Origin of the sequence: Mesorhizobium montanum (assembly GCF_033977145.1) — a bacterium.
GTDB lineage: Bacteria > Pseudomonadota > Alphaproteobacteria > Rhizobiales > Rhizobiaceae > Mesorhizobium > Mesorhizobium montanum.
On record NZ_JAVIJF010000004.1, the window covers coordinates 314,671 to 338,153 of the forward strand.

Here is a 23,483-nt window from a genome sequence, read left to right on the forward strand (position 1 = left end):
GGCACGTATTTCACGCTACGTCGAAAGCGGCCCTGACGAGCCGTTCGGTGTAGGCGGTCTTGGGATTGGAAAGGACCTCGTCGACGGGTCCCTGTTCGACGATCTTGCCGTGCTGCATGACGATGACGCGGTGGCATAGCGCGCGCACGACCTTGAGGTCATGCGAGATGAAAAGGTAGCTCAAGCCGCGCTCATCCTGCAGCTTGCGCAGAAGATCGATGATCTGCGCCTGGACGGAAAGGTCGAGCGCCGATGTCGGTTCGTCGAGCAGGATGAATTCGGGTTCCAGCGCGATGGCGCGCGCGATCGCGATGCGCTGCCGCTGGCCGCCCGAAAATTCATGCGGGAACCGCGACAGGATGTTGCCGGGCATGCCGGCGCTGACCAGCGCCTCGCGCACCCGCTCGTTCCGCTCGCGCCGTGTCGCGCCCAGTTTGTTGACGACCAATCCTTCCTCGATGATCTGGCCGATCGTCATGCGCGGATTGAGCGAGGAGAACGGGTCCTGGAAGACGATCTGCATGCGCGACCGCAATGGCCGCATCTCGGTGCGCGACAGGCTTTGGATCGGCTGTCCGTCGAAGCGGATGTCGCCGCGCTTGGCGTCAAGCAGCCTGAGCAGCGCCTGGCCGAATGTGGTCTTGCCGGAGCCGGATTCGCCGACCAGCCCCAGCGTTTCATGGCGGCAGAGCTTCAGGCCGAGATCGTCGACCGCGACCAGCTCGCGCCAATCCGGTTTCAGGAAGGTGCCGTGGCGCAGCGTGAAGCAGACGCGCACGCCGTTCGCCTCGAGGATGGTGCCGGACTTGTCGGGCAAAGGCTTCGGCCGCCCGCGCGGCTCGGAGGCGAGCAGCCGCTTCGTATAGGGATGCTGCGGATCGGCGAACAGCCGCTCGGTGACGTTGTGCTCGCGCATCTCGCCATGCTGCATGACATAGACATAGTCGGAGAACTTGCGCACGACGGTGAGGTCGTGCGTGATCAGGATCACCGCCATCCGCAGTTCCTTCTGCAGGTTGCGGATCAGGTTCAGGATTTGCGCCTGGACCGTGACGTCGAGCGCGGTGGTCGGCTCGTCGGCGATCAGCACGTCGGGCTCGTTTGCCAAAGCCATGGCGATCATCACCCGCTGGCGCTGGCCGCCGGAGAGCTGGTGCGGATATTGCTTGAGCCGTGCTTCCGGTTCGGGGATCTGGACATGCTTGAGAAGCTCGAGCGCCCGCGCCCAGGCTTGCCTGCGGCCCACCTTGCGATGAACCCGGATCGCCTCGACGATCTGGCTGCCGACCGTGTAGATCGGATTCAGCGAGCTCATCGGCTCCTGGAAGATCATCGAGATGCGGTTGCCGCGCAGCTTGCGCCGGGCGCTCTCGGGAAATTTCAGGATGTTCTGCCCGCAATAGTCCACGCTCGACCGCGGCGACACGGTTGCCCGGCGCGACAATAGCCCCATGACGGTGCGCGCCGTCACCGACTTGCCCGAACCGGATTCACCGACGATGGCAATGGTCTCGCCGCGATAGAGCTGGAACGAGACGTCCTTGACCGCCTCGACGGTGCCGTGCTCGACCTTGAACGCGACCTCGATGTTGCGCGCGTCGATGACCGGCTGGTCGTGGCGGCCGTCGTGGTCAAGCCGGATGGCTGGTGCGAAGGGTTCTGCAAGCGCGATCGTCGTCATCTCTGCCACCTCAATAGGGATCGACGGCATCGCGCAGGCCGTCGCCAAGCGCGTTGAAGGCAAAGACAGTGATCAGCACGAAGCCGACCGGTGAGAGAATCCAGGGATAGGTGCCGATGACCGAATAAGTCGCGGTATCCTGCAGCATCAGCCCCCAGGAGATCAGCGGCGGTTTCACCGCGAAGCCGAGGAAGCCGAGGAAGGATTCGAGCAGCACCACCGTCGGGATCGCCAGCGTCACCGCGACGATCACGTGGCTCATCACATTGGGGAAGATGTGCTGCATGATGATGCGCCGGTCGGTGGCGCCGACGGCCATGGCGGCGCGCACATAGTCGATCCGCGCCAGCGCCAGCGTCTTGCCGCGCACCTCGCGCGACATCTGCGCCCAGCCCAGCGCCGACATGACGACGATGACGAAGGCGAGGAAGATGTTGGTTGGCGCGGTGACCGGGATCAGCGTCGTCAGCGCCAGATAAAGCGGCAGTTGCGGGAAGGCGAGCACCAGCTCGACGAAGCGTTGCATCCAGACATCGAACCTGCCGCCGAGATAGCCGGAGACCATGCCGACGGTGGTGCCGATGACGGTGATGATGAAGACCACCGTCAGCGCGATCATCAGCGAGACGCGCGAGCCGTGGATGGCGCGCGACAGCACATCGCGGCCGAATTTGTCGGTGCCGAGGAAATGCACCGGCTGGCCGTCCGTCGAGGCGAAGAAATGCCGGGTCGCCGGTATCAGCCCGAAGAGCTTGTAGGGCTCACCCTCGACGAAGAAGCCGAGCAGCCTCGGGTGGTCGTAGTCCGGGCCGACGATGGGCTGGAAGGTGACCGGATCGAGATCGGCCGAATCGGCCAGCGCATAGACCCTCGGCCGCGCGACGAAATTGCCGTCCTTGTCATGGAAAGCGGGCACCTGCGGCGGGGCGAAGGCGACATCCGTTGCCTTCGGATCCATTGGCGCGATGAAATCCGCGAACACCGCCATGATCAGCAGCAGAACGACCAGGCAAAGGCCTGCCATGCCGGTCCAGGAGCGCTTCAGACGACGCCAGACCAGCGCGATGTAGCTCTCATTGCCATGCGCCGGTTCGGCTATGGTCACGCCTTTCGCCGGCAGCGGCGGCGGGGAGGGATCGCGCGCCAGCATCTAGTGTTCCCCGAACTGGCGGACGCGCGGATCGAGCAGGACGAGCAGCAGGTCGGCGATGATGTTGCCGACGATCAGCGTCGCCGACAGCACCATCATGAAGGTAGCCGTGACATAGACGTCGCCGACCGCCATCGAGCCGACGATCGCCGGGCCGACGGTCGGTAGCGCGAAGATGATCGCCGTCTCGATTTCGCCGGTGAGCATGTAGGGCAGCACCACGCCCTGATACATGATCAGCGGATGCAGCGCGTTGGGCACCGCGTGACGCAATACGACGGCACCGCCGGTCAATCCCTTGGCCTTGGCCGTCTCGACATATTGCGCGTTCAGCGTATCGAGCAGATTGCCGCGCATGACCCGCATGTTGTAGGCGAGGCCGCCGAAGGTCGCGATCGCCACCACCGGCCAGACATGCTTGAAGAGGTCGACGAATTTCGCCCACGACCATGGCGCGCCGCCATATTGCGGCGAGAAGAACGAGCCGATTTCCGACACGTTGAACTGGAAGACCAGCAGGTAGACGATGATCAGCGCCATCAGGAAGCGCGGCACCGTCATGCCGAGGAACGAGATCGCCGAGAGCGTGGAGTCGATCCAGGAATACTGCCTTGTCGCCGCCCATATGCCGAAGGTGATGCCGAGCACCGAAGCGAGCAGGTGGCAGACCAGCGCAAGAAGCAGCGTGCGCGGCAGCCGTTCGCCCACCACGTCGGCCACCGGCTTGTTGTAATAGAGGCTGTAGCCGAAATCGCCGCGGGTGACGATACCGCCGATCCAGTTGAGATACTGGATGGGCAGCGGCTTATCGAGACCATGCTCGACGCGATAAGCCCGCGCCTGCGCGTCTGCCTCCGCATAGGAGGCTCCGCCCTGGTTGATCAGCTGCGATTTGATGTAGTCGGCATAGTCGCCCGGCGGCGCCTGGATGATGGCGAAGGTGACCAGGCTCAAAATCCCGAGGACGGGAACAGCCGATGCTATGCGCATGAGCAGGAATCGCAACATGGACGGTCTGCTTCCTTTCTGGCCGGGTCAAGCGTTCGGTGCGTTTGGAGGATCTGCTTTGTCCGGCCGCGCCGCAACGCGGCCGGACATCTCTTCGTCAGGGAGGTAAAGCTTAATCCATTGGCCTAATCCATTGGCCCCTTGTCTCCAGGCTTGCCGGGAAGTTCCTGGGGAAAGAGTTCATACTTGGCCTGCTTGTCGGCCGCGACGAAGACGCGTTCGCGGATGATCGAATCCTCGGCCCAGTTGAACATGAAGATCGGCGTGCCCTGCGGAATGTTGGAGAAGCGCTTGTTGACGATGAGCGCGCCCGGATATTCCGTCAGGCCGACATTGTAGACATGCTCGGTCGAGATCTTCTGGAAGTCTCGCATCAGGCTGGCGCGCTGGTCGTTGTCTTTCGACGAGACGAACTTGTTGACGATGTCGACGAGATCCTTCTCGAAAGGCATCAGGTCGACCTCGCCGCTTTCCGGCGCGCGGTGGTTCCAACTGGTCTTCGGACCGACCGGGGCGAGCTGCTCGGTGTTCTGCACCACGGAGGTGAGTTCCTGATCGTTGCGCCGGATCAGCCAGTCGAAGCGGCCGGAATATTGCGAGGCGTCGCGCTGGGTGCCGTTGAGCCCGTTGAGCACGACCCTCAAGCCCAGCTTCTCCATCTGGCCCACCACGCCTTCGGCGAGGCTCTTGTCGGTGCCGTAGTCGTTGTTGACCAGCATGACGATCTCGACGTTCTTGCCGCCGGCGGTGCCGGCCGGGAAGTTGACGAAACCGTCGCCGTCCGTGTCCTTGAGGCCGGCCTTGGCGAGTTCGGCCTTGGCGCCCTTGAGGTCGAACGGATAGTAGACGGTCGAGTTGCGGTCATAGAAGCTTGTGCCCGACGAGAAGCCGCCGGGGTAGATGGCGGTGAACGGCCCCTTGACCAGCGAGTCGCCCAGCGCCTTGCGGTCGAGCGCCATGGTGACGGCCTTGCGGAAGTCTTCGTTGCGGTTCAATTCGCGCACCGCCTGGCTGCGTTCGTCGGGATTGCCCCAGCCATTGGCGGAAAAATTCAGGCGCAGATTGTAGCCGATGAGGCGCGGGCCGAAGGCGAGACGCGCCGGCGCGTTCTTCTCGGCGGCCCGTTTCAGCGAGGCGACGAAGTTTTCCGGCTGCTCGAGGTTGGAGAAGTCGCCTGAGCCGGCGACCGCCTGGACGTCGCGGTCGGCCCAGGTGGAGAGCTTGTATTGCAACTCGTTGAGATAGGGCAGCTGGTTGCCCTTCTCGTCGACCTTCCAATAATAAGGGTTGCGGCGCATGACGATGATGTCGTCCGGCCGGTACTCGACCGGCACCCAGGCGCCCATCACCGGCATGTTCATGAACTCCGGCGGGAAGGCGTTCTTGAACTGGTCGTAGGTGTTCTTCGAATATTTCGGATGCTGCGGCTTGAGGATATGCGAGGGGCCGGGGCAGAAGGTGCCGTAGGCCATCGCGTAGAGATACTGCCTCGGGAAGGCCTCCTTGAACGTCCACTCGACAGTGTAGTCATCGATCTTCTTCAGCGTCGTGCCGACGCCGAAGGTTTCCGCCGTGGCGCCGTTAAGCGGCGAGACGTTCGGGTCGACGACCTCGTCGTCCCAGTAGAACATGACGTCGTCGGCGTTGAAGGGAACGCCGTCGGACCATTTGGCGCCTTCGACCAGGTGCATGGTCAGTTTGTGACCGTCGCTTGACCAGTCCCAGCTCCTGGCGAGGTTGGGCAGCGGCTCGGTGTCCTTGGCCTCGACCTGGAACAGCGGCGCCGTCCGCGTCAGGCATTCGGAAAGCGCGATGTCGATGCCGCCCCAGCCTTGTGTCTGGCCGGCGCCGTAGTTCCAGCCTTCCGGCCTGCCACCGATGACGTGACGCATCGTGTCGCCATAGACGCCGATGCCGTCCGGCATGTTGCCCGTCTTGAAGACCAGCGGCTCTTTCGGCAGCCTGTCCTTGACCGGCGGCAGCTTACCGGTCTTGACGTATTTCTCGGTGACCCAGTCCGGCTCGTGATAGTCGGGCAGCGCCTTGAACTCCAGGATGGAGTCGCGCGCCACATAGTGGATCTTGCCCCCGGCCGGAAACGTCGCCGGCACCGGCGGCACGGTCGGTTCGGAAGCGAAAGCGTTGAGCGCCGGAGCGGAGACGCTCAGCGCCAGTCCAGCGGCAATGCCAATGCTGCGTAGGTTCCTCATTGTCTCCTCCCTCGTGTTCAAACGTTTGCTGCTGCTTGTCTTGTCTATGCATCTGCGCAATTCCGGACGGGCCGCACACTTCTCCTGGAATTGCTCCGGGACGGCTGACTGCGATGGACCTGCCTCCTTTGGATCCGTCGCCCCGCCCGGTTTTTCAGCCGGCCTGCTTCAGCGCCGCCTTTTCGGCGCGCAATTCCTCGATCGAGCGCACGTTTCGCCGCGCGGCCCCCGCCCATTCCCGCGTCTTGACCATGGATTTCGACAGCCGCTCCTTTGCCGCGGGAACCGCATGGGCATATTGCGGCAACCATTGCGCCTGGGCGACGACCATTTCGTCGACCATCTGCCAGACCTCCTCAGGCGTCGACACGGCGCCGACCAGCGGGTCATGCAGCACGGCAAGCTTCAGCAAATCGATGTCGCCAGATATCGCGGCATGGACCGACATGCGCTGGACGTTGATCGAGGCCATGCAAGTGGCCGCACAGGCTTCCGGCAGCGTGATGCCGGCGGCCATGTTGATGCCGAAGCGGTCGACGAAACCGGGCGACTCGATGATGGCGTCACGCGGCAGATTGGTGATCACGCCATTGTTCTTGACGTTGAAGTGGCCACGATAGACGCGGTTGGTTTCCAGCGCCTCCAATATGTGGCTGGCGTGCTCGTTGGAGCGCTTCTGCGGATCGATCGGCTTCGACGCCGCTTCGAGGAATTGCGGATATTCGGTCTCGAACCAATTGCGGGTTTCCGTGGAATAGCGGAGGTAGCCGCCCGTCTCGCCATGGATCCAGTCCGACATGTCGATCCAGCGGGTGATCTCGTCGGGGCGCTTGCGGTACCACGGCAGATATTCGGAGAGATGCCCGTTGCTTTCGGTCGAATAGACGCCGAAACGCTTCAGCACATCGATGCGCAGCTTTTCCTGCTTCGAGTAGACCGGATGCGTTTCGAAGGCGGCGACCAGTTCGTCCTTGCCGATCGGCCGGCCGTTCAGCCGCAACTCGATGAACCAGGTCTGGTGGTTGATGCCGGAACAGACATAGTCGAGCTCCTTGGGCGATTTCGCGCCCAGCACCTCGGCGATCTGTTCGGCGCCGTGCTGGACGCCATGGCAGAGGCCGACCGTGTCGACTTTGCCGTATTCGATCGCCGCCCAGGTGTTCATCGCCATCGGGTTGGCGTAGTTGAGGAATTTCGCGTTCGTCTCGGCGACCTCGCGAATGTCCCGACAGAAATCGAGAATCACCGGAATGTTGCGCTGGCCGTAGAGGATGCCGCCGGCACAGATCGTGTCGCCGACGCACTGGTCGATGCCATATTTCAGCGGAATCCGGATGTCGTCGGCATAGGCTTCGAGACCACCGACGCGCACGCAACTGATGATGTAGCGCGCCCCTTCGAGCGCCTTGCGGCGATCGGTCGTCGCCGTCACTTTGGTCGGAAGTTTGTTCGCCTCGACGATCCTGTCGAGGATCGCCTTGATCATCCCGAGATTATGCTCGCTGATGTCGGTCAGCGCGAATTCGATGTCCTTGAATTCCGGCACGCACAGAATGTCGGTGAACAGCTTCTTGGTAAATCCGACGCTGCCGGCGCCGATAATAGCGATTTTGAAGCTCATCACCTTCACCTCGATCCAATCGAATGCTAGGCAAGGAGCAGCAACGGAGGATACGGCCGCGCGCCATGGCGCACGCACCGCGCAAAGCCGGAAATCCGGCTTTTTATCCTCCCGCCCGCTCCTCGACCCGCGGGTCATTCCCGTTCTTGAGGGCTTGATTATGCGCTTATTCGCCGGCGCGACCAGAGAAGGATTATGCTTTCGAGGGTAATTTTGTGCTGCGGGACCTGATCGCCAACGGGAAGTTGATGCGGACGATTTCGCTGCCGCGCGGCCGCCAGCGTCTGCACGCCATGCCGACCAGCACTGGCTATGAGGTGCGCGAGGACGAGACTTACGATTGGGACGGGCGCAAGCGCGGCCAGACGCCTTTCACCGTGCTCCAGCATACGATCAGCGGCAACGGTCAGTTGCGCTACGAGAACCGCAGCTATCGCCTGCAGGCGAACGACACGCTGCTGGTGCTGGTGCCGCACAACCATCGCTATTGGCTCGCAAAGGGCGACCGCTGGGAATATTTCTGGATATCGATGAACGGCGAGGAGGCGCTGCGCGTCCACAAATCCATTCTGAGCATCTCAGGCCCGGTGTTCCGGCTGCAGCCGGCGACCATCGATCATCTCGCCGATTGCAGCCTGCGGCTCATCAAGGGCGCTGGTTCGCCCGGCGTTGCCTCGGCGATCGCCTATGAGGCGGCGATGGCGCTCTACGACGATGTCTTCGGCTCGCACGCCTTCGCCGAGAAGCAGAGCGCCATGCAGCCGGTCATCGACCACATCAACGCCAATCTGGACAAGCCGCTGCCGGTGGCGGAGCTGGTCGAAATCAGCGGCCTCAGCCGCGCCCATTTCTCGCGCTGCTTCGCCGAGAGCGAAGGGCTGCCGCCCGCGGAGTTCGTCCTGCAGCAGCGGCTGCAGCGGGCGGCGAAGCTGCTGACCAAGGCGGACTTCCTGCCGGTCAAGGAGGTCGCGGTGCTGTGCGGTTTCGAGGACGCGAACTACTTCTCCAAGGTTTTTCGCCGCTGCTACGGCATCAACCCGACGCAGTTCCGCACCACCGGCATGTATGCCAGCCGGGGCCATCGTTGACGTACAGGATTTTCGCCGATGATGCCCAGGAGGTCAGCGCCGCTTATGGTCGAGCGCGGTCGAAGCAGTATTGACCGGATCGGCCGCCGCGAAAGCCGCGTCGATCTGTTCGGGCGTGCGCTGCCCGGAGCGTTTCCATGCGACATATTGCATGATGCCGAAGCCCGACCGCCGCGGCACCGTCTTCACCACCGGCATGTGGAAACCGTCGCGGAATTTTTCCCAGCGCGATCCGAGCACGGCGACCATTTCCTCGACGGTCGGCGGCGTCGCCACATCGGCATAGGTGATCGTCACCTTGCCGGCGAGGGCTGCTTCACGCGAAACCGGCACCGGGATCGAGGCGAGGTAGTCGGCCGGCACATCGAGCAGCCCGCCAAAGGCCCATTCCTGGCGCAGCTGGTCGGCGCTCATCGGCGCGACGCTGACGTCGATGTCGTTGGGCGTGCCGGGCACGCGATAGGGGCAGCGGAAACGGCCGCAATTGGCCTGCGCCGAGAATTGCCACAGCGCGTAGCCCTGCCAGTTGCCCATCGGGAAATGCACGTCGATGTCAGGCTTGTAGCGCGCATACCAGAGCGGCAGCCGCGACAGCAGCCGGTACTGGTAACGGTTGTCAGCGATATATTGGGCCGTCTTGCCGTTGGTATAGAGCACCGGGAAGCGGCCGAGGCGGCGGTGCACCTGGCGCACGAATTCCTCGGCGTCTTCCAGCGACATCCACTGCGCGGCATCGATGCCTTCGATGTCGAGGGCAAGCAGCTCATCCGGCGCCGGTTCGGCGAAATCGATGAAGTTATTGGCCTGCTCGACCGGGTTGCCGGGTCTGGCGAGGTGATAGGCGCCCCATTTCAGGCCGAGCGCCTTGGCCACGACCTTGCGCGTCTGGAACAGTTCGCGCGTCACCGCGAAACGCTTCCACTGTGCCTTGCAGAGTTTGACGTCGGCCTCGGCGCCGAAGCAGAAATAAGGCGGCGGCAGCCCGTCGGATGCCTTGTTGATGAAGCCGGCGATGCGCTTGTCGGTGACGAGCTGCTGCCAGTCGATCGAATTGTATTCGTAGGCGTCGATCACCAGCGGACGGTCGGCATTCTTCCACGGCTCGGAGAAATCCGAGGCCTTTGCCGCCGTGCCCAGCGCAATCGCCGCCGCGAGAAGCGCCAGGCGGCGAAGAGGGCGCGCCGGCTTTTTCAATCAGGGTGTCCCCACTGACCAGGGAACGATCCTGAACCGCTATGGTTAAGGAAGTGCTTCGGGGCCGCTTGTGCCCAGAGGCTGTTTTTCGTCTGTTCCAAAACGTCAAAAAAGTATCGGTCGGGTGGACAAGCCGTGGTGGCAGGCGCTTCAATTGCCGCCTAAGCTTTCAATCACGGCGGCCAGTGGGAATACACGGGCCTGCCTGACGAAGCGCAGCAACCGGTCACAAGACCGGACCCGCGCGGGGAGGAAATGAAGATGAATCCGGACCTGGAAGTCGTCCAGATCAGACAAGGAGAGTCGTTCAAGGCCTGGGCCCACGGCTATCCTTTCCGCACCGTGCGCTGGCACTTTCACCCCGAATACGAACTGCATCTGGTCGTCGCCACCACCGGCCGCTATTTCGTCGGCGACTTCATCGGCGAATTCGAGCCGGGCAATCTGGTGCTCACCGGCCCCAACCTGCCGCACAACTGGGTCAGCGACGTGCCGCCGGGCGAGACCGTGCCGCTGCGCGGCCGCGTCATCCAGTTCTCGGAAGAATTCATCGCCGGCGCTTCCGCCGTCTTGCCCGAACTCGCCGCCTGCGCCGGCATCCTCGAAACCAGCCGTCGCGGCGCGCTGTTCTCGGCGGCGACGGCCGAGCTTGCGGCGCCTTTGCTGGCGGAACTGACCGAGGCGCAAGGCGTGCGCCGCCTGTCGCTGTTCATGGCCGTGCTCGACATCTTGAACCGCGCCGCCGATGTCCGCACGCTGGCCAGCGCGGGTTATCTGCCCGACCCGTCCGGCTTCATGTCGGCCGGCATCAACCAGGCGCTCGCCTATATCAACTGCCACCTGACCGAGCCCTTCAGCGAAGGCACACTTGCTGAGATCGCCGGACGCAGCCCGAGCGCCTTCTCGCGCAGCTTCCGCCGGCACACGGGGATGGCGCTGGTGCAGTACGTCAACCGCCTGCGCATCAACCTCGCCTGCCAATTGCTGATGAGCGAGACGCAGATGTCGATCACCGAAATCTGCTACGCCGCCGGCTACAACAACATCTCGAATTTCAACCGTCAGTTCCTGGCGCAGAAAGGCATGTCGCCTTCGCGCTTCAGGGCTTTGTTGGCGGAGAACATCAACGCGGAGATTGCCGCCTAACAGGGAGGAAGCGGGAGGAGCCTAAAAGCAATTCCGTGCGGAATTGCTTCAAAAACGAAGAGACATTCAGGGAAGGAAAGACGCGGGGTGCAGGGCACCCTGTGCTGGGGTTCGTTTGCCCGAAATCCGGCACGTTCAGGAGTGTCTGCGCGGCCTATCGGGATCGATCGATCCTCGGCTGCTGTAGATCTACTCCTTTCAACAGTTCGACATGCAGTCAAGGCCTGACGCGTCGTCCACCGCGCAGGTCCTCGTGAAACCATTTCTCGAAACGGAGACATTCGAATGACCAGAAATGCTTGGAAATCGCCGTTTGCCTTGAAATCGACCGTCGCGGCCGTTTTCGCGGTCTCACTGCTCGGCAGCACGGCGGCATTCGCCGACACGGTGACCGACGCCACGGTTGCCTTCCTGATGCCCGACCAGGCATCGACCCGCTACGAGCAGCACGACTATCCCGGCTTCGTCGCCGAGATGAAGAAGCTCTGCCCGGGCTGCAAGGTGATCTACCAGAACGCCGATGCCGACGCCGCACGCCAGCAGCAGCAGTTCAATTCTGTGATCTCGCAGGGCGCCAAGGCCATCGTGCTCGACCCGGTCGATTCGACCGCCGCCGCCTCGCTGGTCAAGCTCGCGCAGAGCCAGGGCGTCAAGGTCATCGCCTATGATCGGCCCATCCCGACGGCGCCCGCCGATTTCTATGTGTCCTTCAACAACGAAGGCATCGGCAAGGCGATTGCCGATTCACTGGTTGAGCATCTGAAGGCGCTGAAGGTCGACCCGGCCGGCGGCGGCCTGCTGCAGATCAACGGCTCCCCGACCGATGCTGCCGCGGGCCTGATCAAGAAGGGCATCCACGAGGGCCTCGACAACAGCGGCTATCCGATCCTGGCCGAGTTCGACACGCCGGAATGGGCGCCGCCGAAGGCCCAGCAATGGGCCAGCGGCCAAGTCACCCGCTTCGGCGCCAAGATCCTCGGCGTGGTGGCCGCCAACGACGGGACCGGCGGCGGCGCGATCGCGGCCTTCAAGGCGGCCGGCGTCGATCCGGTTCCGCCGGTGACCGGCAACGACGCCACCATCGCGGCCCTGCAGCTGATCATCGCCGGCGACCAGTACAACACCATCTCCAAGCCGAGCGAGATCGTCGCGGCCGCCGCGGCCAACGTCGCCGTCAAGCTTTTGTCGGGCGAGACGCCGAAGGCCGAGATGACGCTGTACGACACGCCCTCGCAGCTCTTCACGCCGGCGGTGGTGACGCAGGAGAACCTCAAGGCCGAGATCATCGACAAGAAGATCAACACGGCGGCGGAACTCTGCGTCGACCGCTATGCCGAGGGCTGCAAGAAGCTCGGCATCAACTGATCATGTTCCATGACATCCGGCCGCCCGTCGGGCGGCCGGATGTCCAAGGACCTGATCGCCACGAAAGGCCAATGCATGAGTGAGAGTCCCGAAGGGTCGGCTTCCGTCGGCGAGCTGGTGCTCAGCCTGCGTGGCATATCGAAGCATTTCGGCGCCGTCTCGGCGCTGACCGATATCGATTTCGACGTTCATGCCGGCGAGGTCGTCGCGCTGGTCGGCGACAACGGCGCCGGCAAGTCGACGCTGGTCAAGGTCCTCGCCGGCGTGCACCAGCCGAGCTCGGGAACGATCAATTTCCGTGGCGGCGCGGTCACGCTGCCCGATCCAAGAGCGGCGCTGACGCTCGGCATCGCCACGGTGTTCCAGGATCTCGCGCTCTGCGAGAACCTCGATGTTGTCGCCAACATTTTCCTGGGCAACGAACTCAGCCCGCTTCGGCTGGACGAGGTGGCGATGGAGATGCGGGCCTGGACGCTGCTCAACGAGCTGTCGGCGCGCATTCCGAGCGTGCGCGAGGCGGTCGCCTCGTTGTCCGGCGGCCAGCGCCAGACGGTCGCCATCGCGCGCTCGCTGCTGCTCGAGCCGAAACTCATCCTGCTCGATGAGCCGACCGCCGCACTCGGCGTCGCCCAGACGGCGGAGGTGCTCAACCTCATCGACCGCGTCCGCTCGCGTGGCCTCGGCGTCGTGATGATCAGCCACAACATGGAAGATGTCCGCGCCGTCGCCGACCGCATCGTGGTGCTGCGGCTGGGGCGCAACAACGGCGTCTTCGAGCCCGACGCCTCGAACCAGGATCTGGTGAGCGCCATCACCGGCGCGTCCAACAACGCTGTGTCGCGTCGCGCCGAGCGCCTGCGGGCGGAGCGCGACCAGTCCGACGGCGGCCAAGCGAAGGAGCAGCGCCAATGACGGACGTCAAGCAAGGCACCTCCGCCCCGCTGGCGCTCGACCGCGCGGATGCGCGGGTGAAGCATCAGGAAGGCGTCGGCGGCGCGCTCCGCGCCTTCCTCGACCGCGTGCGCAGCGGCGATCTCGGCTCGCTGCCGGTCGTCGTCGGCCTCGTGGTCATCTGGACCGTCTTCACCAGCCTCAACCCGGTGTTCGTTTCCAGCAGCAACCTGGTCAATCTCCTGTTCGACTGCTCGACGGTCGGCGTCATCTCGCTCGGCATCGTTTGCGTGTTGATGGTTGGCGAGATCGACCTTTCCGTCGGCTCGATCAGCGGCTTCGCGTCGGCGATGGTCGGCACGCTCTGGGTCAACCAGGGGTGGCCGGTCGCGCTCGCCATCGTCGCTGCACTGGCCTTCGGCGCCCTGATCGGCTCGCTCTATGCCTTGCTGTTCAACCGGCTCGGCATGCCGAGCTTCGTTTCCACGCTCGCCGGCCTGCTCGCCGTGCTGGGCATGCAGCTCTACATCCTCGGCTCCACCGGCTCGATCAACTTGCCCTATGGCTCCGCCTTGGTGGATTTCGGCCAGCTGATGGTGATGCCGAAATGGGTCTCCCACACCTTGGCGGCGATCCCGGGCCTGGCGATGCTGGTCAGCGGGCTTCGCACCTTCGCGCGTCGCCGCGCGGCCAACCTGTCGACGCGGTCCGTGGTCGGGCTCGTCGCGCGCGTGGCCGCCATAACCGTCGGCCTCGAGCTGATCGTCGCCTACCTCAACCAGTCGCGTGGCATTCCATGGATGTTCGGCCTCTTCGTCGGCCTCGTCGTGGCGATGAACTATGCGCTCACCCGGACCAAATGGGGGCGTTCGATGACCGCCGTCGGCGGCAACCGGGAGGCGGCGCGGCGTGCCGGCATCAAGGTGCGCGCCATCTACCTCAGCGCCTTCGCGCTGTGCTCGCTCTTCGCCGCGCTCGGCGGCGTGCTTGCGGCCGCGCGGCTCGCTTCCGCCAGCCAGCAGGCCGGCACCGGCGACGTGAACCTGAATGCCATTGCTGCCGCGGTCATCGGAGGCACCAGCCTGTTCGGCGGTCGCGGCAGCGCCTATTCCGCGCTGCTCGGCATCATCGTCATCCAGTCGATCGCCAGCGGCCTGACGCTGCTCGATCTGTCTTCGTCGCTTCGTTACATGATCACCGGTGCCGTGCTGGCAATCGCCGTGATCGTTGACTCCCTCGCGCGCCGCTCCCGTGCCTCGCACGGCCGCGCCTGAACAGTTCAAACGAGAAGGGTACACATGGCTCACAATCTTTCGGGAAAAGTCGCCGCGGTCACAGGCGCGGCATCGGGTATCGGCCTCGAATGCGCCAGGGCGATGCTGGCCGCCGGCGCCCGCGTCGTGCTGGTCGACCGCGCGGAGGACAGGCTGAAGGAGATCGTCGCCGAACTCGGCGACGACGCGATCCCGCTGGTGGTCGACCTCACCAGCCCCGCCAGCGTGGCCACGATGATGCCTGGGATCCTCGAAAAGGCCGGCCAGCTCGACATCTTTCACGCCAATGCCGGCTCCTATGTCGGTGGCGAGATCCTCAACGGCGACCCGGATGCCTGGGACCGCATGCTTAACCTCAACATCAATTCGGTCTTCCGCTCGGTGCATGCGGTGCTGCCGCACATGGTCGAGCGCAAGACCGGCGACATCATCGTCACCAGTTCCATCGCCGGGCTGGTCCCCGTTGTCTGGGAGCCGGTCTACACGGCCTCGAAACACGCTATACAGGCGTTCGTCCATACGCTGCGCCGGCAGGTGGCCAAGCACGGCCTGCGTGTCGGCGCCGTTGCGCCGGGGCCGGTGGTGACGGCGCTGATCAGCGATTGGCCGAAGCAGAAGCTCGAGGACGAGCTGGCGGCCGGTGGGCTGATGCAGCCCACCGAGGTCGCGGACGCTGTCCTGTTCATGCTGACGCGGCCGAGAAACATCACAATTCGCGACCTGGTCATCCTGCCGCAAAGCAACGATCTGTAGGCAGTAGGGATTAGGCAGTAGGGAATAGGCTAGGGGCGCTTGCGTCCAGCCATCCAACACTGAACCATCTCCTACTGCCTACTGCCTACTGCCTACTGCCTACTGCCTACTGCCTACTTCTGAGGTCTCCCCATGCCTTCCCACTTCCTCGGCATCGATGTCGGCACCGGCAGCGCGCGCGCCGGCGTTTTTGACGAACGCGGCGAGCTCCTGGCCTCCGCCAGGCGCGACATCGCTCTCTTCGTGGAGTCCGGCGAGATCGCCGAGCAATCGGGCCGCGACATCTGGCAGGCGGTATGCGCAAGCGTGCGCGAGGCGGTCGGGAAGTCGGGCGTCGACCCCCGGGAAATCGGCGGCATCGGCTTTGATGCGACCTGTTCCCTGGTGGTGGTCGGCAATGATGGCGAGCCCCTGCCGGTGGGCCGTTCGGGAGACAGCGACAGAAACATCATCGTCTGGATGGACCATCGCGCCCTCGACCAGACCAGGCGCATCAATGCCGGCGGGCATCCGGTCCTCGACTATGTCGGCGGCGTCATTTCGCCGGAGATGGAGACGCCGAAGCTGCTGTGGCTGAAGGAGAACCTCCCGGGGACCTTCGCTGGGGCGAGGCATTTCTTCGATCTCGCCGATTACCTGACCTGGCGCGCTACGGGCAGCCTTGCCCGTTCGGTCTGCACGCTCGCCTGCAAGTGGACCTATCTCAGCCATGAGCGGCGCTGGGACGACAGCTATTTCCATTCCGTGGGGCTTGGCGAACTTGCCGACGAAAATTTTGTCCGCATAGGCACCGAAGTGGTCGATCCCGGCACGGCAGTGGGTGTCGGTCTGACGCAGGCGGCCGCAGCTGAATTGGGACTGGTTGCAGGCACGGTCGTGGCCGCCGGGTTGATCGACGCCCACGCCGGCGGCGTCGGCACCGTCGGTGCCGCGGGCGATGCCGGCACCATCTCGTCGCGCATGGCCTATGTGCTCGGCACCTCGGCCTGCACCATGGCAAGCAGCGAAGGTCCGGCCTTCGTGCCGGGAGTATGGGGACCCTACTATTCCGCCATGGTGCCGGGGCTGTGGCTGAGCGAGGGTGGTCAGTCGGCGGCTGGCGCGGCCATCGATCTCCTGGTGCGTTTCCATCCGGCCCAGGTCGAGGCTTCCGCGCGCGCCGAGGCGGAAGGCAAATCGCTGGTCGACTGGCTGGCCGCGGCAGCCATGGCAGGCTCACCCGACCTGTCGGCGGCCGCCACACTGGCGGGAAGCATCCACGTCGTGCCCGAGTTTCTCGGCAATCGCTCGCCGCTGGCGGATCCGGATGCGCGCGGCCTGATCGCCGGGCTAAGCACCGACCGTTCCGTCGAAAGTCTGATCGGCCTCTACGTGGCCGGGCTTTGCGGTCTCGGCTATGGCGTGCGTCAGATCGTGGCGGCGATGGCGTCATCCGGTCACGCCGTCGACACCATCGTCATCAGCGGTGGCGCCGGGCAGTCGCCGCTGGTGCGGCAACTGCTTGCCGACGCCACCGGCTTGCCGGTCGCCGCCTCGCAATCGCCGGAACCGGTGCTGTTGGGCGCCGCGATGCTCGGAGCGGTCGCGGCCGGCCATTACCCCGACCTTTCGACCGCCATGCCTTCCATGTCCCGGCTGGGCGAGGCTTTCAGGCCGGCGACCGAAGTCATGCGGACGTGGCACGACCGGCGTTACGAAGCCTTTTTGGCGCTGCAGACGGTGGGCCGCAGCATCCGCTGAGGGATCGATAAGCCTCAGCGCCGGAAGAGAGACGGGAGCCGAAACGCTCACTAGGTCGTCATTCTATGGCGGAGCAAGGAGCGAAGCGACGCGCGCAGACCATAGAATCCATTCCGTGACATTGGGACGCTTCCACGATCCAGAATTCTGCTCCGCTGGGCCCTTCGCGCGAGATCACGGAATGGATCCTCGGGTCTACGCGTCCGCTGCGCTCCCGCTCCGCCCGTGGATGACGAAGTTCGGACGCTCCGGCTAGTCTCCAAAGTTGGAGCCTTCGTGATGGGTCGAAACGCTCGCCAGGTCATCATTCTATGGCGGAGCAAGGAGCCAAGCGACGCGCGCAGACCCTAGAATCCATTCCGTGACATTGAGACGCTTCCGCGATCCAGAATTCTGCTCCGCCGAGCCCTTCGCGCGAGGTCACGGAATGGATCCTCGGGTCCACGCGTCCGCTGCGCCCCCGCTCCGCCCGTGGATGACGAAGCTCGGGCGCTGCGGCTAGTCTCCAAAGTTGGAGCCTTCGTGATCGGTCGAAACGCTCGCCAGGTCGTCATTCTATGGCGGAGCAAGGAGCGAAGCGACGCGCGCAGACCATAGAATCCATTCCGTGACGTTGAGGCGCTTCCACGGTCCAGAATTCTGCTCCGCCGAGCCCTTCGCGCGAGGTCACGGAATGGATCCTCGGGTCTACGCGTCCGCTGCGCTCCCGCTCCGCCCGTGGATGACGAAGTCTACGCAAAATCCGCGTGACAAAAGTTGACGTTTACGTAAAAAGAAGGTGCGAAATCGACGGATGGTTTCGCTTCGGCCATGCACTACGATTGGCTGGAACGGAGGAGGAGGAGCAGACATGTATCGCGCACCGGTCGAGGACATCGCCTTCACGCTGAAGCAGGTGGCCGGGCTGAAGCCGGCGCTGGATGCCGGCATCTTCGGCGATCTCGGCGAGGACCTTGTCGACGCGATCCTGGCCGAAGCGGGGCGTTTCGCCAGCGAGGAGGTCGCTCCGCTCTACAAGATCGGCGACGAGCATGGCGCGGTGCTGAAGGATGCGGCCGTCACCACGCCGCCCGGCTGGAAGGAGCTTTACCGGCGCTGGATCGAAGGCGGCTGGAACGCGCTGTCGGGGCCGGAAGAGTTCGGCGGCCAGGGCCTGCCGACCATGCTTGGCGTCGCAGCACTCGAAATGTGGAACTCCGCCGCCATGGCTTTCGGCATCGGCCCGACGCTGACCATGGGCGCTGTCGAGGCGCTCGACAAGCATGCCTCCGAAGCGCTCAAGGCCAAATATCTCGCAAAGCTCGTCTCCGGCGAGTGGATGGGCACGATGAACCTGACCGAGCCGCAGGCAGGCTCCGACCTCGCGGCCTTGCGCTGCCGCGCCGAGCCCGTAGGCGACGGAACCTACCGCATCTTCGGACAGAAGATTTTCATCACCTATGGCGAGCACGATTTTACCGACAACATCGTGCATCTGGTGCTGGCGCGGCTGCCCGACGCGCCGGCCGGCACGCGCGGCATCTCGCTGTTCCTGGTGCCGAAGTTTTTCGTCAATGACGACGGTTCGCTCGGCGCCCGCAACGACGTCTTCTGTTCGGGCCTCGAGCACAAGCTCGGCATTCATGCCTCGCCGACCTGCACCATGATCTATGGCGACGGTTTTCAAGGCGCTGCGCCGGGCGCCATCGGCTGGCTGATCGGCGAGGAGAACAAGGGTCTGGCCTGCATGTTCACCATGATGAACAACGCCCGCCTTGCAGTCGGCATGCAGGGCGTGGCCGTCGCAGAAACCGCGACACAGAAGGCGATCGCCTATGCCAATGAGCGCCGCCAGGGCAAGGCCTCGGACTATTCAGGCTCGGGCATGGCGCCGATCGTCCATCACCCCGATGTGCAACGCAATCTTCTGACCATGCGGGCGCTGACCCAGATCGCCCGTGCCATCGCCTATTCCTGCGCGCATGCCCTTGACCGCGCGCGTGTCGGCGAGGGCGAGGCCGCCGCCAACTGGCGCGACCGCGCCAACCTGCTGACGCCACTGGCGAAAGCCTTTTCGACCGATGTCGGCGTCGAAGTCGCATCGCTTGGCGTCCAGGTGCATGGCGGCATGGGCTTCATCGAGGAGACCGGTGCGGCCGCCCTTTATCGCGACGCGCGCATCGCCCCGATTTATGAAGGCACCAACGGCATCCAGGCGATCGACCTCGTCACGCGCAAATTGCCGCTTGGCGGCGGCGAGCATGTGCATCGCTATATCGGTGAACTGAAAGCCGTCGCCGACGCGGTGCGCACCTCCAACATCGAAGGCTTCGGCCGCACCGCCGACAATCTCGACCGTGCGCTCGCCGATCTCGACGAAGCGACGCGCTTCCTGCAGAAGCTGCTTGCCGACGGCAAGGCCGATGCCGCGATGGCGGGCGCCACGCCCTATCTGCGCCTGATTTCGCTTGCCGCCGGCGGCGCCTATCTGGCGCAGGGCGGGCTGGCCGACCGAGGCCGCATCCCGCTTTGCCGTTTCTTTGCCGAAAACCTGCTCGGCGAGACGCGCGCCTTGAAGGACCGCGTCATCGACGGCGCCGAAAGCCTTGCCGCCGCCGGCAAGGCGCTGATCTCCGCTTAAGCACCCCGACGTTCAAAGGACCGACCGTGACAGACCATATCCTCATCGAACGCCAGGACGCCGTGCAGATCATCCGCATGAACCGTCCGGACAAGAAGAACGCGCTGACACGCGCCATGTACGCAAAAATGTCGGCGGCCCTTGCCGAAGGCGATGCCGATCCGGCGGTCCGCGTACATGTCTTCCTCGGCGTGCCCGGCGCCTTTTCCGCAGGCAACGACCTCGCCGATTTCCTGGCCATCGCCACCGGCGGCGAGGGCGGCAACGAGGTCTGGGATTTCCTGATGGCGCTGGCCAAGGCTGAAAAGCCGATGGTGTCCGGCGTCGACGGCATCGCCGTCGGCATCGGCACCACGCTCAATTTGCATTGCGACCTGACCTTCGCCACGCCGCGCACAATCTTCCGCACGCCCTTCGTCGATCTCGGCCTCGTGCCGGAAGCCGGCTCCAGCCTGATCGCGCCGCAGATTCTCGGCCGGCAGGGCGCCTTCGCGCTGCTCGGCCTCGGCGAGGGTTTTTCGGCCGAGCGCGCCAAGGCCGCCGGACTGATCTATGAAGTCGTCGCGGAAGACTCCCTCGAAGGCGCAGTGCTGGCCGCGGCCAGCGAGATTGCCGCCAAGCCGCCTCAGGCGCTGAAAATTGCGCGCGACCTGATGCGCGAGCCGCGCCAAGCGCTCATTGCCCGCATCGAGGTGGAAAGCGAGCATTTCCGCCAGCGCCTGACATCCGACGAGGCACGCGCCGCGCTGACGGCCTTCATGACTAGGAAGAAGTAGCTCGTCCAGGGTGCCTTAGGATCTGGCCGCCCGCTCACCGGTGCTCGGTCGCGATGCGGATGCCGAGGCCGATCAGCACCATTCCGGTCACGCCCTCGATGGCGCGGCGGATCGATGGGCGGCGCAGGAAATCCCCTGCCTTGGCGACCACGGTCGCATAGAGCGCGAGCCAGGTGAAGGTCATGACGGCGAAGACCGCGCCGAGGCCGAGCAGCGCCGAAAAACTTTCTCCGCCGGGCGGCACGAACTGCGGTAGTAGGCTCGCGAAGAACACCGCCATCTTCGGATTGCCAAGATCGCTGATCAGCCCTTGGCGATAGGCGCTTGCCGCCGTCAGCCGCCGCGCCGGCCTGGCGGCGGTCGCCGTGTCCTGCCGATGGAGCGGCCGCAGCGCTTCCTGCAGCGCCTTGAAGCCGAGATAAGCGAGATAGGCGGCGCCCGCATATTTGACGGCAAAAAACAGCGGCTCCGATGCGACGAGCAGCGCGACGATGCCGGCGCTGGTGGCCAGCGCCCAGATCGTCTGGCCGCTGGAGATGCCAAGCGCGGTGAACACACCCGCCATGCGCCCGCCAAGCAGCGTGTTGCGAATGGTGATGGCGGTATCTGGTCCAGGCGTGGCAAGCACGATGAACGAGACACCAAGAAAGGCCAGGAACAGGCTCATGCATCTCTCCTTTTTGCAGCCAAGGCGGATTCGATCACGCGCGCCATCCCCACAATGTCAGGGATAGAGTCGCGTCTTGTCCCAGCCGCCAGCGGCGTTGCGTGAAAAGACGAGGCGGTCATGCAAACGGAACGGCCGGTCGTGCCAGAACTCGATCGTCTGCGGCAGGATGCGGAAGCCCGACCAGTGCTTCGGCCGCGGGATATCGCCGATGGCGTAGCGCGCCGTATATTCAGCCACCGCCTTTTCCAGCGCGAAGCGGCTCTCCAGAGGCCGCGACTGTTTCGAGGCCCAGGCGCCGATGCGGCTGCCGCGCGGCCGCGTCGCGTAATAGGCGTCGGCCTCGGCGTCGCTGACGACCTCCACCGGTCCGCGCACGCGCACCTGGCGGCGCAGCGATTTCCAGTGGAAGCACATGGCTGCCTTCATGCTGCCAAGAATCTCGCGGCCCTTGGCGCTCTCGAAATTCGTGTAGAAGACAAACCCCTTTTCGTCGAACCCCTTGAGCAGCACCATCCGCACATCCGGCATGCCGTCCGCGTCGACGGTCGCCAGAGCGACGCCGTTGGCGTCATTGATCTCGCTTTTGGCGGCGTCGTCCAGCCATGCGGCAAAGAGCCTGAACGGCTCCGCGGCCTCGGTGAAGTCACTGCTTGTTAACTCAGTTTCGTTCATAGTTTTCCGAATTTTTACCGTTGCAGGGGGAGTTCGCCGATTGTTGCGTATCGCGCAAGCTTTTGACAGCAGGCAACGGAGCGTTATCGCTTCGGCCAGCGTCAAAGCTGCGCTCATGACGCTGGCGCTGCCGCTTGCCGCCTGCGGCGCTGGAGGCTTCAGCCTTGAAAAGGCGGACGTCGACCGCTCGATCATCACCTCCAGCGCGCCGTCCGTGCCCGCCGCCCCGGCGGCCGACAAGGATTCCGACCAGACCACCATCGGCAACGCCGTCTCTTCCGCCGACATCAAGGAGCTTGGCGGCCAGGCGGTGCCATGGGCCAATTCCGGCACCGGCTCGCGCGGCGCGATCACCGAACTGGTGGAACTGAAGGACGGTGGCCTGACCTGCCGCCGCTTCACCGCCACCCGCGAGAGCTTCGATGGCGTTGCGCTCTACAAGGGTGAACTGTGCCTGGCCGAAGCCGGCGGCTGGCGTATGCAGGAATTCAAGCCGTTCTGATTTTCGAGGCGCTCTGACTTTCGGGCGTTAATCCCCCTTGCGCCACTGGAATTTCTTCCTATGCGAGCGCATATAGGAGGCAACCGTGGACTCAATCTCTCTTGCAGGCAGGAAGCATGCGCGACCCCTATGAGGTGCTGGGCGTTGCCAAGAACGCATCGGCCAAGGACATAAAATCGGCCTACCGCAAGCTGGCCAAGAAGCATCATCCGGACCAGAATCCGAATGATCCCAAGGCGAAGGACCGTTTTGCCGCAGCCAACCAGGCTTACGAGATCGTCGGCGACGAGAAGACGCGCGCCGCTTACGATCGCGGCGAGATCGACGCCGACGGCAAGCCGAAATTCCAGGGTTTCGAGGGTGCTGCCGGCGGCGACCCGTTCGCCGGGTTCCGCCGCCAGCAGGGCCCGGGCGGCGCGCATTTCGAATTCCGCAGCGGCCGGCCCGGCGGCGATCCGTTCGACGGCAACAGCGACATCTTCAGCCAGATTTTCGGCGATGCCTTTTCCGGCGCCCGCGGCGGCGGCCGGGGTGGCGATCGCCGCCAGCCTGCCCAGGCGGCCGACTTGAACGTCACGCTGGATATCAGCGTCGAGGAAGCCGCGACCGCCGAGAAGGTGACGGCGATGTTCCCCGACGGCCGCAAGGTCGCGGTCAAGCTGCCGGCCTATGTCGAGGACGGCCAGACGATCCGTCTGAAGGGCCAGGGCGAGCAGGGTCCGGGCCAGCCGGGCGATGCGCTGGTCAAGATCCACATCCGCCGTCATTCGCGCTACCGGATCGAGGGGCGCGACCTGCATGTCGATCTGCCCGTCGATCTGATCGACGCCGTGCTCGGTGCCAAGGTGGCGGTCGAGACGCCGACCGGCAAGCTTGCGGTCAACGTGCCCGCATGGTCGAGCTCCGACAAGGTGCTGCGCCTCAAGGGCAGGGGCCTGCCGGAAAAAGTCGGCGGCCATGGCGATCTCTACGCCCATGTGCGGCTGATGCTGCCGGAAGGCGGCGACGCCGAGCTTGCGGCCCTGATGCGCCGCCAAAAAGGCTGACCGAGGGAATTTTGTTCCTGTTACAGTGTCTTTTGAGCGCTTGAAGGGGCTCTGTGCCTGTGCGATAGGGCTCTCC

19 protein-coding genes are annotated in these 23,483 nt (G+C 64.4%); 11 read left to right on the forward strand and 8 right to left on the reverse strand.

Features of this window, described 5'->3' with window-relative positions; translation table 11 throughout:
- Window positions 1–10 precede the first annotated feature (10 nt).
- The 5 genes from RFM68_RS07770 to RFM68_RS07790 form a co-directional block, all read right to left on the reverse strand.
- The gene (locus RFM68_RS07770; RefSeq protein ID WP_320232122.1) at window positions 11–1,681 is read right to left on the reverse strand and encodes an ABC transporter ATP-binding protein; all 1,671 of its coding nucleotides are present in this window, start codon (window positions 1,679–1,681) and stop codon (window positions 11–13) included.
- A gap of 10 nt (window positions 1,682–1,691) precedes the next feature.
- Window positions 1,692–2,831 carry an ABC transporter permease gene (locus RFM68_RS07775; protein ID WP_320232123.1) on the reverse strand — a complete coding sequence of 380 codons (1,140 nt, stop codon included), beginning with the start codon at window positions 2,829–2,831 and terminating at the stop codon, window positions 1,692–1,694.
- Window positions 2,832–3,839: an ABC transporter permease gene (locus tag RFM68_RS07780; RefSeq protein WP_320232124.1), complete on the reverse strand. Its 1,008-nt coding sequence runs from the start codon at window positions 3,837–3,839 to the stop codon at window positions 2,832–2,834.
- 125 nt (window positions 3,840–3,964) lie between these two features.
- A complete protein-coding gene (locus RFM68_RS07785) occupies window positions 3,965–6,049 on the reverse strand; it encodes an ABC transporter substrate-binding protein (protein WP_320232125.1) in 2,085 nt (694 codons plus the stop codon).
- 154 nt (window positions 6,050–6,203) lie between these two features.
- Complete coding sequence (locus tag RFM68_RS07790) at window positions 6,204–7,670, reverse strand: alpha-glucosidase/alpha-galactosidase (RefSeq protein ID WP_320232126.1); 1,467 nt, start codon at window positions 7,668–7,670, stop codon at window positions 6,204–6,206.
- A gap of 248 nt (window positions 7,671–7,918) precedes the next feature.
- Here RFM68_RS07790 and RFM68_RS07795 point away from each other — a divergent pair, with 248 nt between their 5' ends.
- A complete protein-coding gene (locus tag RFM68_RS07795) occupies window positions 7,919–8,758 on the forward strand; it encodes an AraC family transcriptional regulator (protein ID WP_320232127.1) in 840 nt (279 codons plus the stop codon).
- A gap of 33 nt (window positions 8,759–8,791) precedes the next feature.
- Here the strand turns inward: RFM68_RS07795 and RFM68_RS07800 are convergent, their stop codons facing one another.
- The gene (locus RFM68_RS07800; protein ID WP_320232128.1) at window positions 8,792–9,952 is read right to left on the reverse strand and encodes a glycoside hydrolase family 25 protein; all 1,161 of its coding nucleotides are present in this window, start codon (window positions 9,950–9,952) and stop codon (window positions 8,792–8,794) included.
- A gap of 261 nt (window positions 9,953–10,213) precedes the next feature.
- On the opposite strand from RFM68_RS07800, the gene RFM68_RS07805 reads away from it, so the two are divergent.
- The 8 genes from RFM68_RS07805 to RFM68_RS07840 all read left to right on the forward strand — a co-directional run bounded on the left by RFM68_RS07805 (window position 10,214) and on the right by RFM68_RS07840 (window position 20,517).
- The gene (locus RFM68_RS07805; protein ID WP_320232129.1) at window positions 10,214–11,098 is read left to right on the forward strand and encodes an AraC family transcriptional regulator; all 885 of its coding nucleotides are present in this window, start codon (window positions 10,214–10,216) and stop codon (window positions 11,096–11,098) included.
- Between the two features lie 285 nt (window positions 11,099–11,383).
- Complete coding sequence (locus RFM68_RS07810; protein ID WP_320232130.1) at window positions 11,384–12,463, forward strand: ABC transporter substrate-binding protein; 1,080 nt, start codon at window positions 11,384–11,386, stop codon at window positions 12,461–12,463.
- Between the two features lie 75 nt (window positions 12,464–12,538).
- Window positions 12,539–13,375, forward strand: coding sequence for an ATP-binding cassette domain-containing protein (locus tag RFM68_RS07815; protein ID WP_320232131.1), 837 nt, complete (start codon window positions 12,539–12,541; stop codon window positions 13,373–13,375).
- Window positions 13,372–14,628 carry a sugar ABC transporter permease gene (locus RFM68_RS07820; RefSeq protein WP_320232132.1) on the forward strand — a complete coding sequence of 419 codons (1,257 nt, stop codon included), beginning with the start codon at window positions 13,372–13,374 and terminating at the stop codon, window positions 14,626–14,628. Before RFM68_RS07815 ends, RFM68_RS07820 begins: the two co-directional genes overlap by 4 nt.
- 24 nt (window positions 14,629–14,652) lie before the next feature.
- Window positions 14,653–15,381 carry an SDR family oxidoreductase gene (locus RFM68_RS07825; protein WP_320232133.1) on the forward strand — a complete coding sequence of 243 codons (729 nt, stop codon included), beginning with the start codon at window positions 14,653–14,655 and terminating at the stop codon, window positions 15,379–15,381.
- Window positions 15,382–15,513: 132 nt separating this feature from the next.
- On the forward strand, window positions 15,514–17,121 hold the full coding sequence (locus tag RFM68_RS07830; protein ID WP_320232134.1) for an FGGY-family carbohydrate kinase: 1,608 nt from the start codon (window positions 15,514–15,516) through the stop codon (window positions 17,119–17,121).
- Between the two features lie 850 nt (window positions 17,122–17,971).
- The gene (locus RFM68_RS07835; RefSeq protein WP_320232135.1) at window positions 17,972–19,741 is read left to right on the forward strand and encodes an acyl-CoA dehydrogenase family protein; all 1,770 of its coding nucleotides are present in this window, start codon (window positions 17,972–17,974) and stop codon (window positions 19,739–19,741) included.
- A 26-nt stretch (window positions 19,742–19,767) separates the two neighbouring features.
- Window positions 19,768–20,517, forward strand: coding sequence for a crotonase/enoyl-CoA hydratase family protein (locus RFM68_RS07840; protein WP_320232136.1), 750 nt, complete (start codon window positions 19,768–19,770; stop codon window positions 20,515–20,517).
- A 34-nt stretch (window positions 20,518–20,551) separates the two neighbouring features.
- Here RFM68_RS07840 and RFM68_RS07845 read toward each other — a convergent pair whose 3' ends face one another.
- Window positions 20,552–21,184: a LysE family translocator gene (locus RFM68_RS07845; protein WP_320232137.1), complete on the reverse strand. Its 633-nt coding sequence runs from the start codon at window positions 21,182–21,184 to the stop codon at window positions 20,552–20,554.
- Between the two features lie 57 nt (window positions 21,185–21,241).
- On the reverse strand, window positions 21,242–21,976 hold the full coding sequence (gene pdxH, locus RFM68_RS07850) for a pyridoxamine 5'-phosphate oxidase (protein ID WP_430694830.1): 735 nt from the start codon (window positions 21,974–21,976) through the stop codon (window positions 21,242–21,244).
- Between pdxH and RFM68_RS07855 the strand changes: the two genes are divergently transcribed.
- Complete coding sequence (locus RFM68_RS07855; protein WP_320232138.1) at window positions 21,900–22,361, forward strand: RT0821/Lpp0805 family surface protein; 462 nt, start codon at window positions 21,900–21,902, stop codon at window positions 22,359–22,361. The genes pdxH and RFM68_RS07855 overlap by 77 nt on opposite strands.
- A 116-nt stretch (window positions 22,362–22,477) precedes the next feature.
- Window positions 22,478–23,407 (forward strand): DnaJ C-terminal domain-containing protein, encoded by a 930-nt coding sequence (locus RFM68_RS07860; RefSeq protein WP_320232139.1) that lies wholly within the window; start codon window positions 22,478–22,480, stop codon window positions 23,405–23,407.
- Window positions 23,408–23,483: the final 76 nt, after the last annotated feature.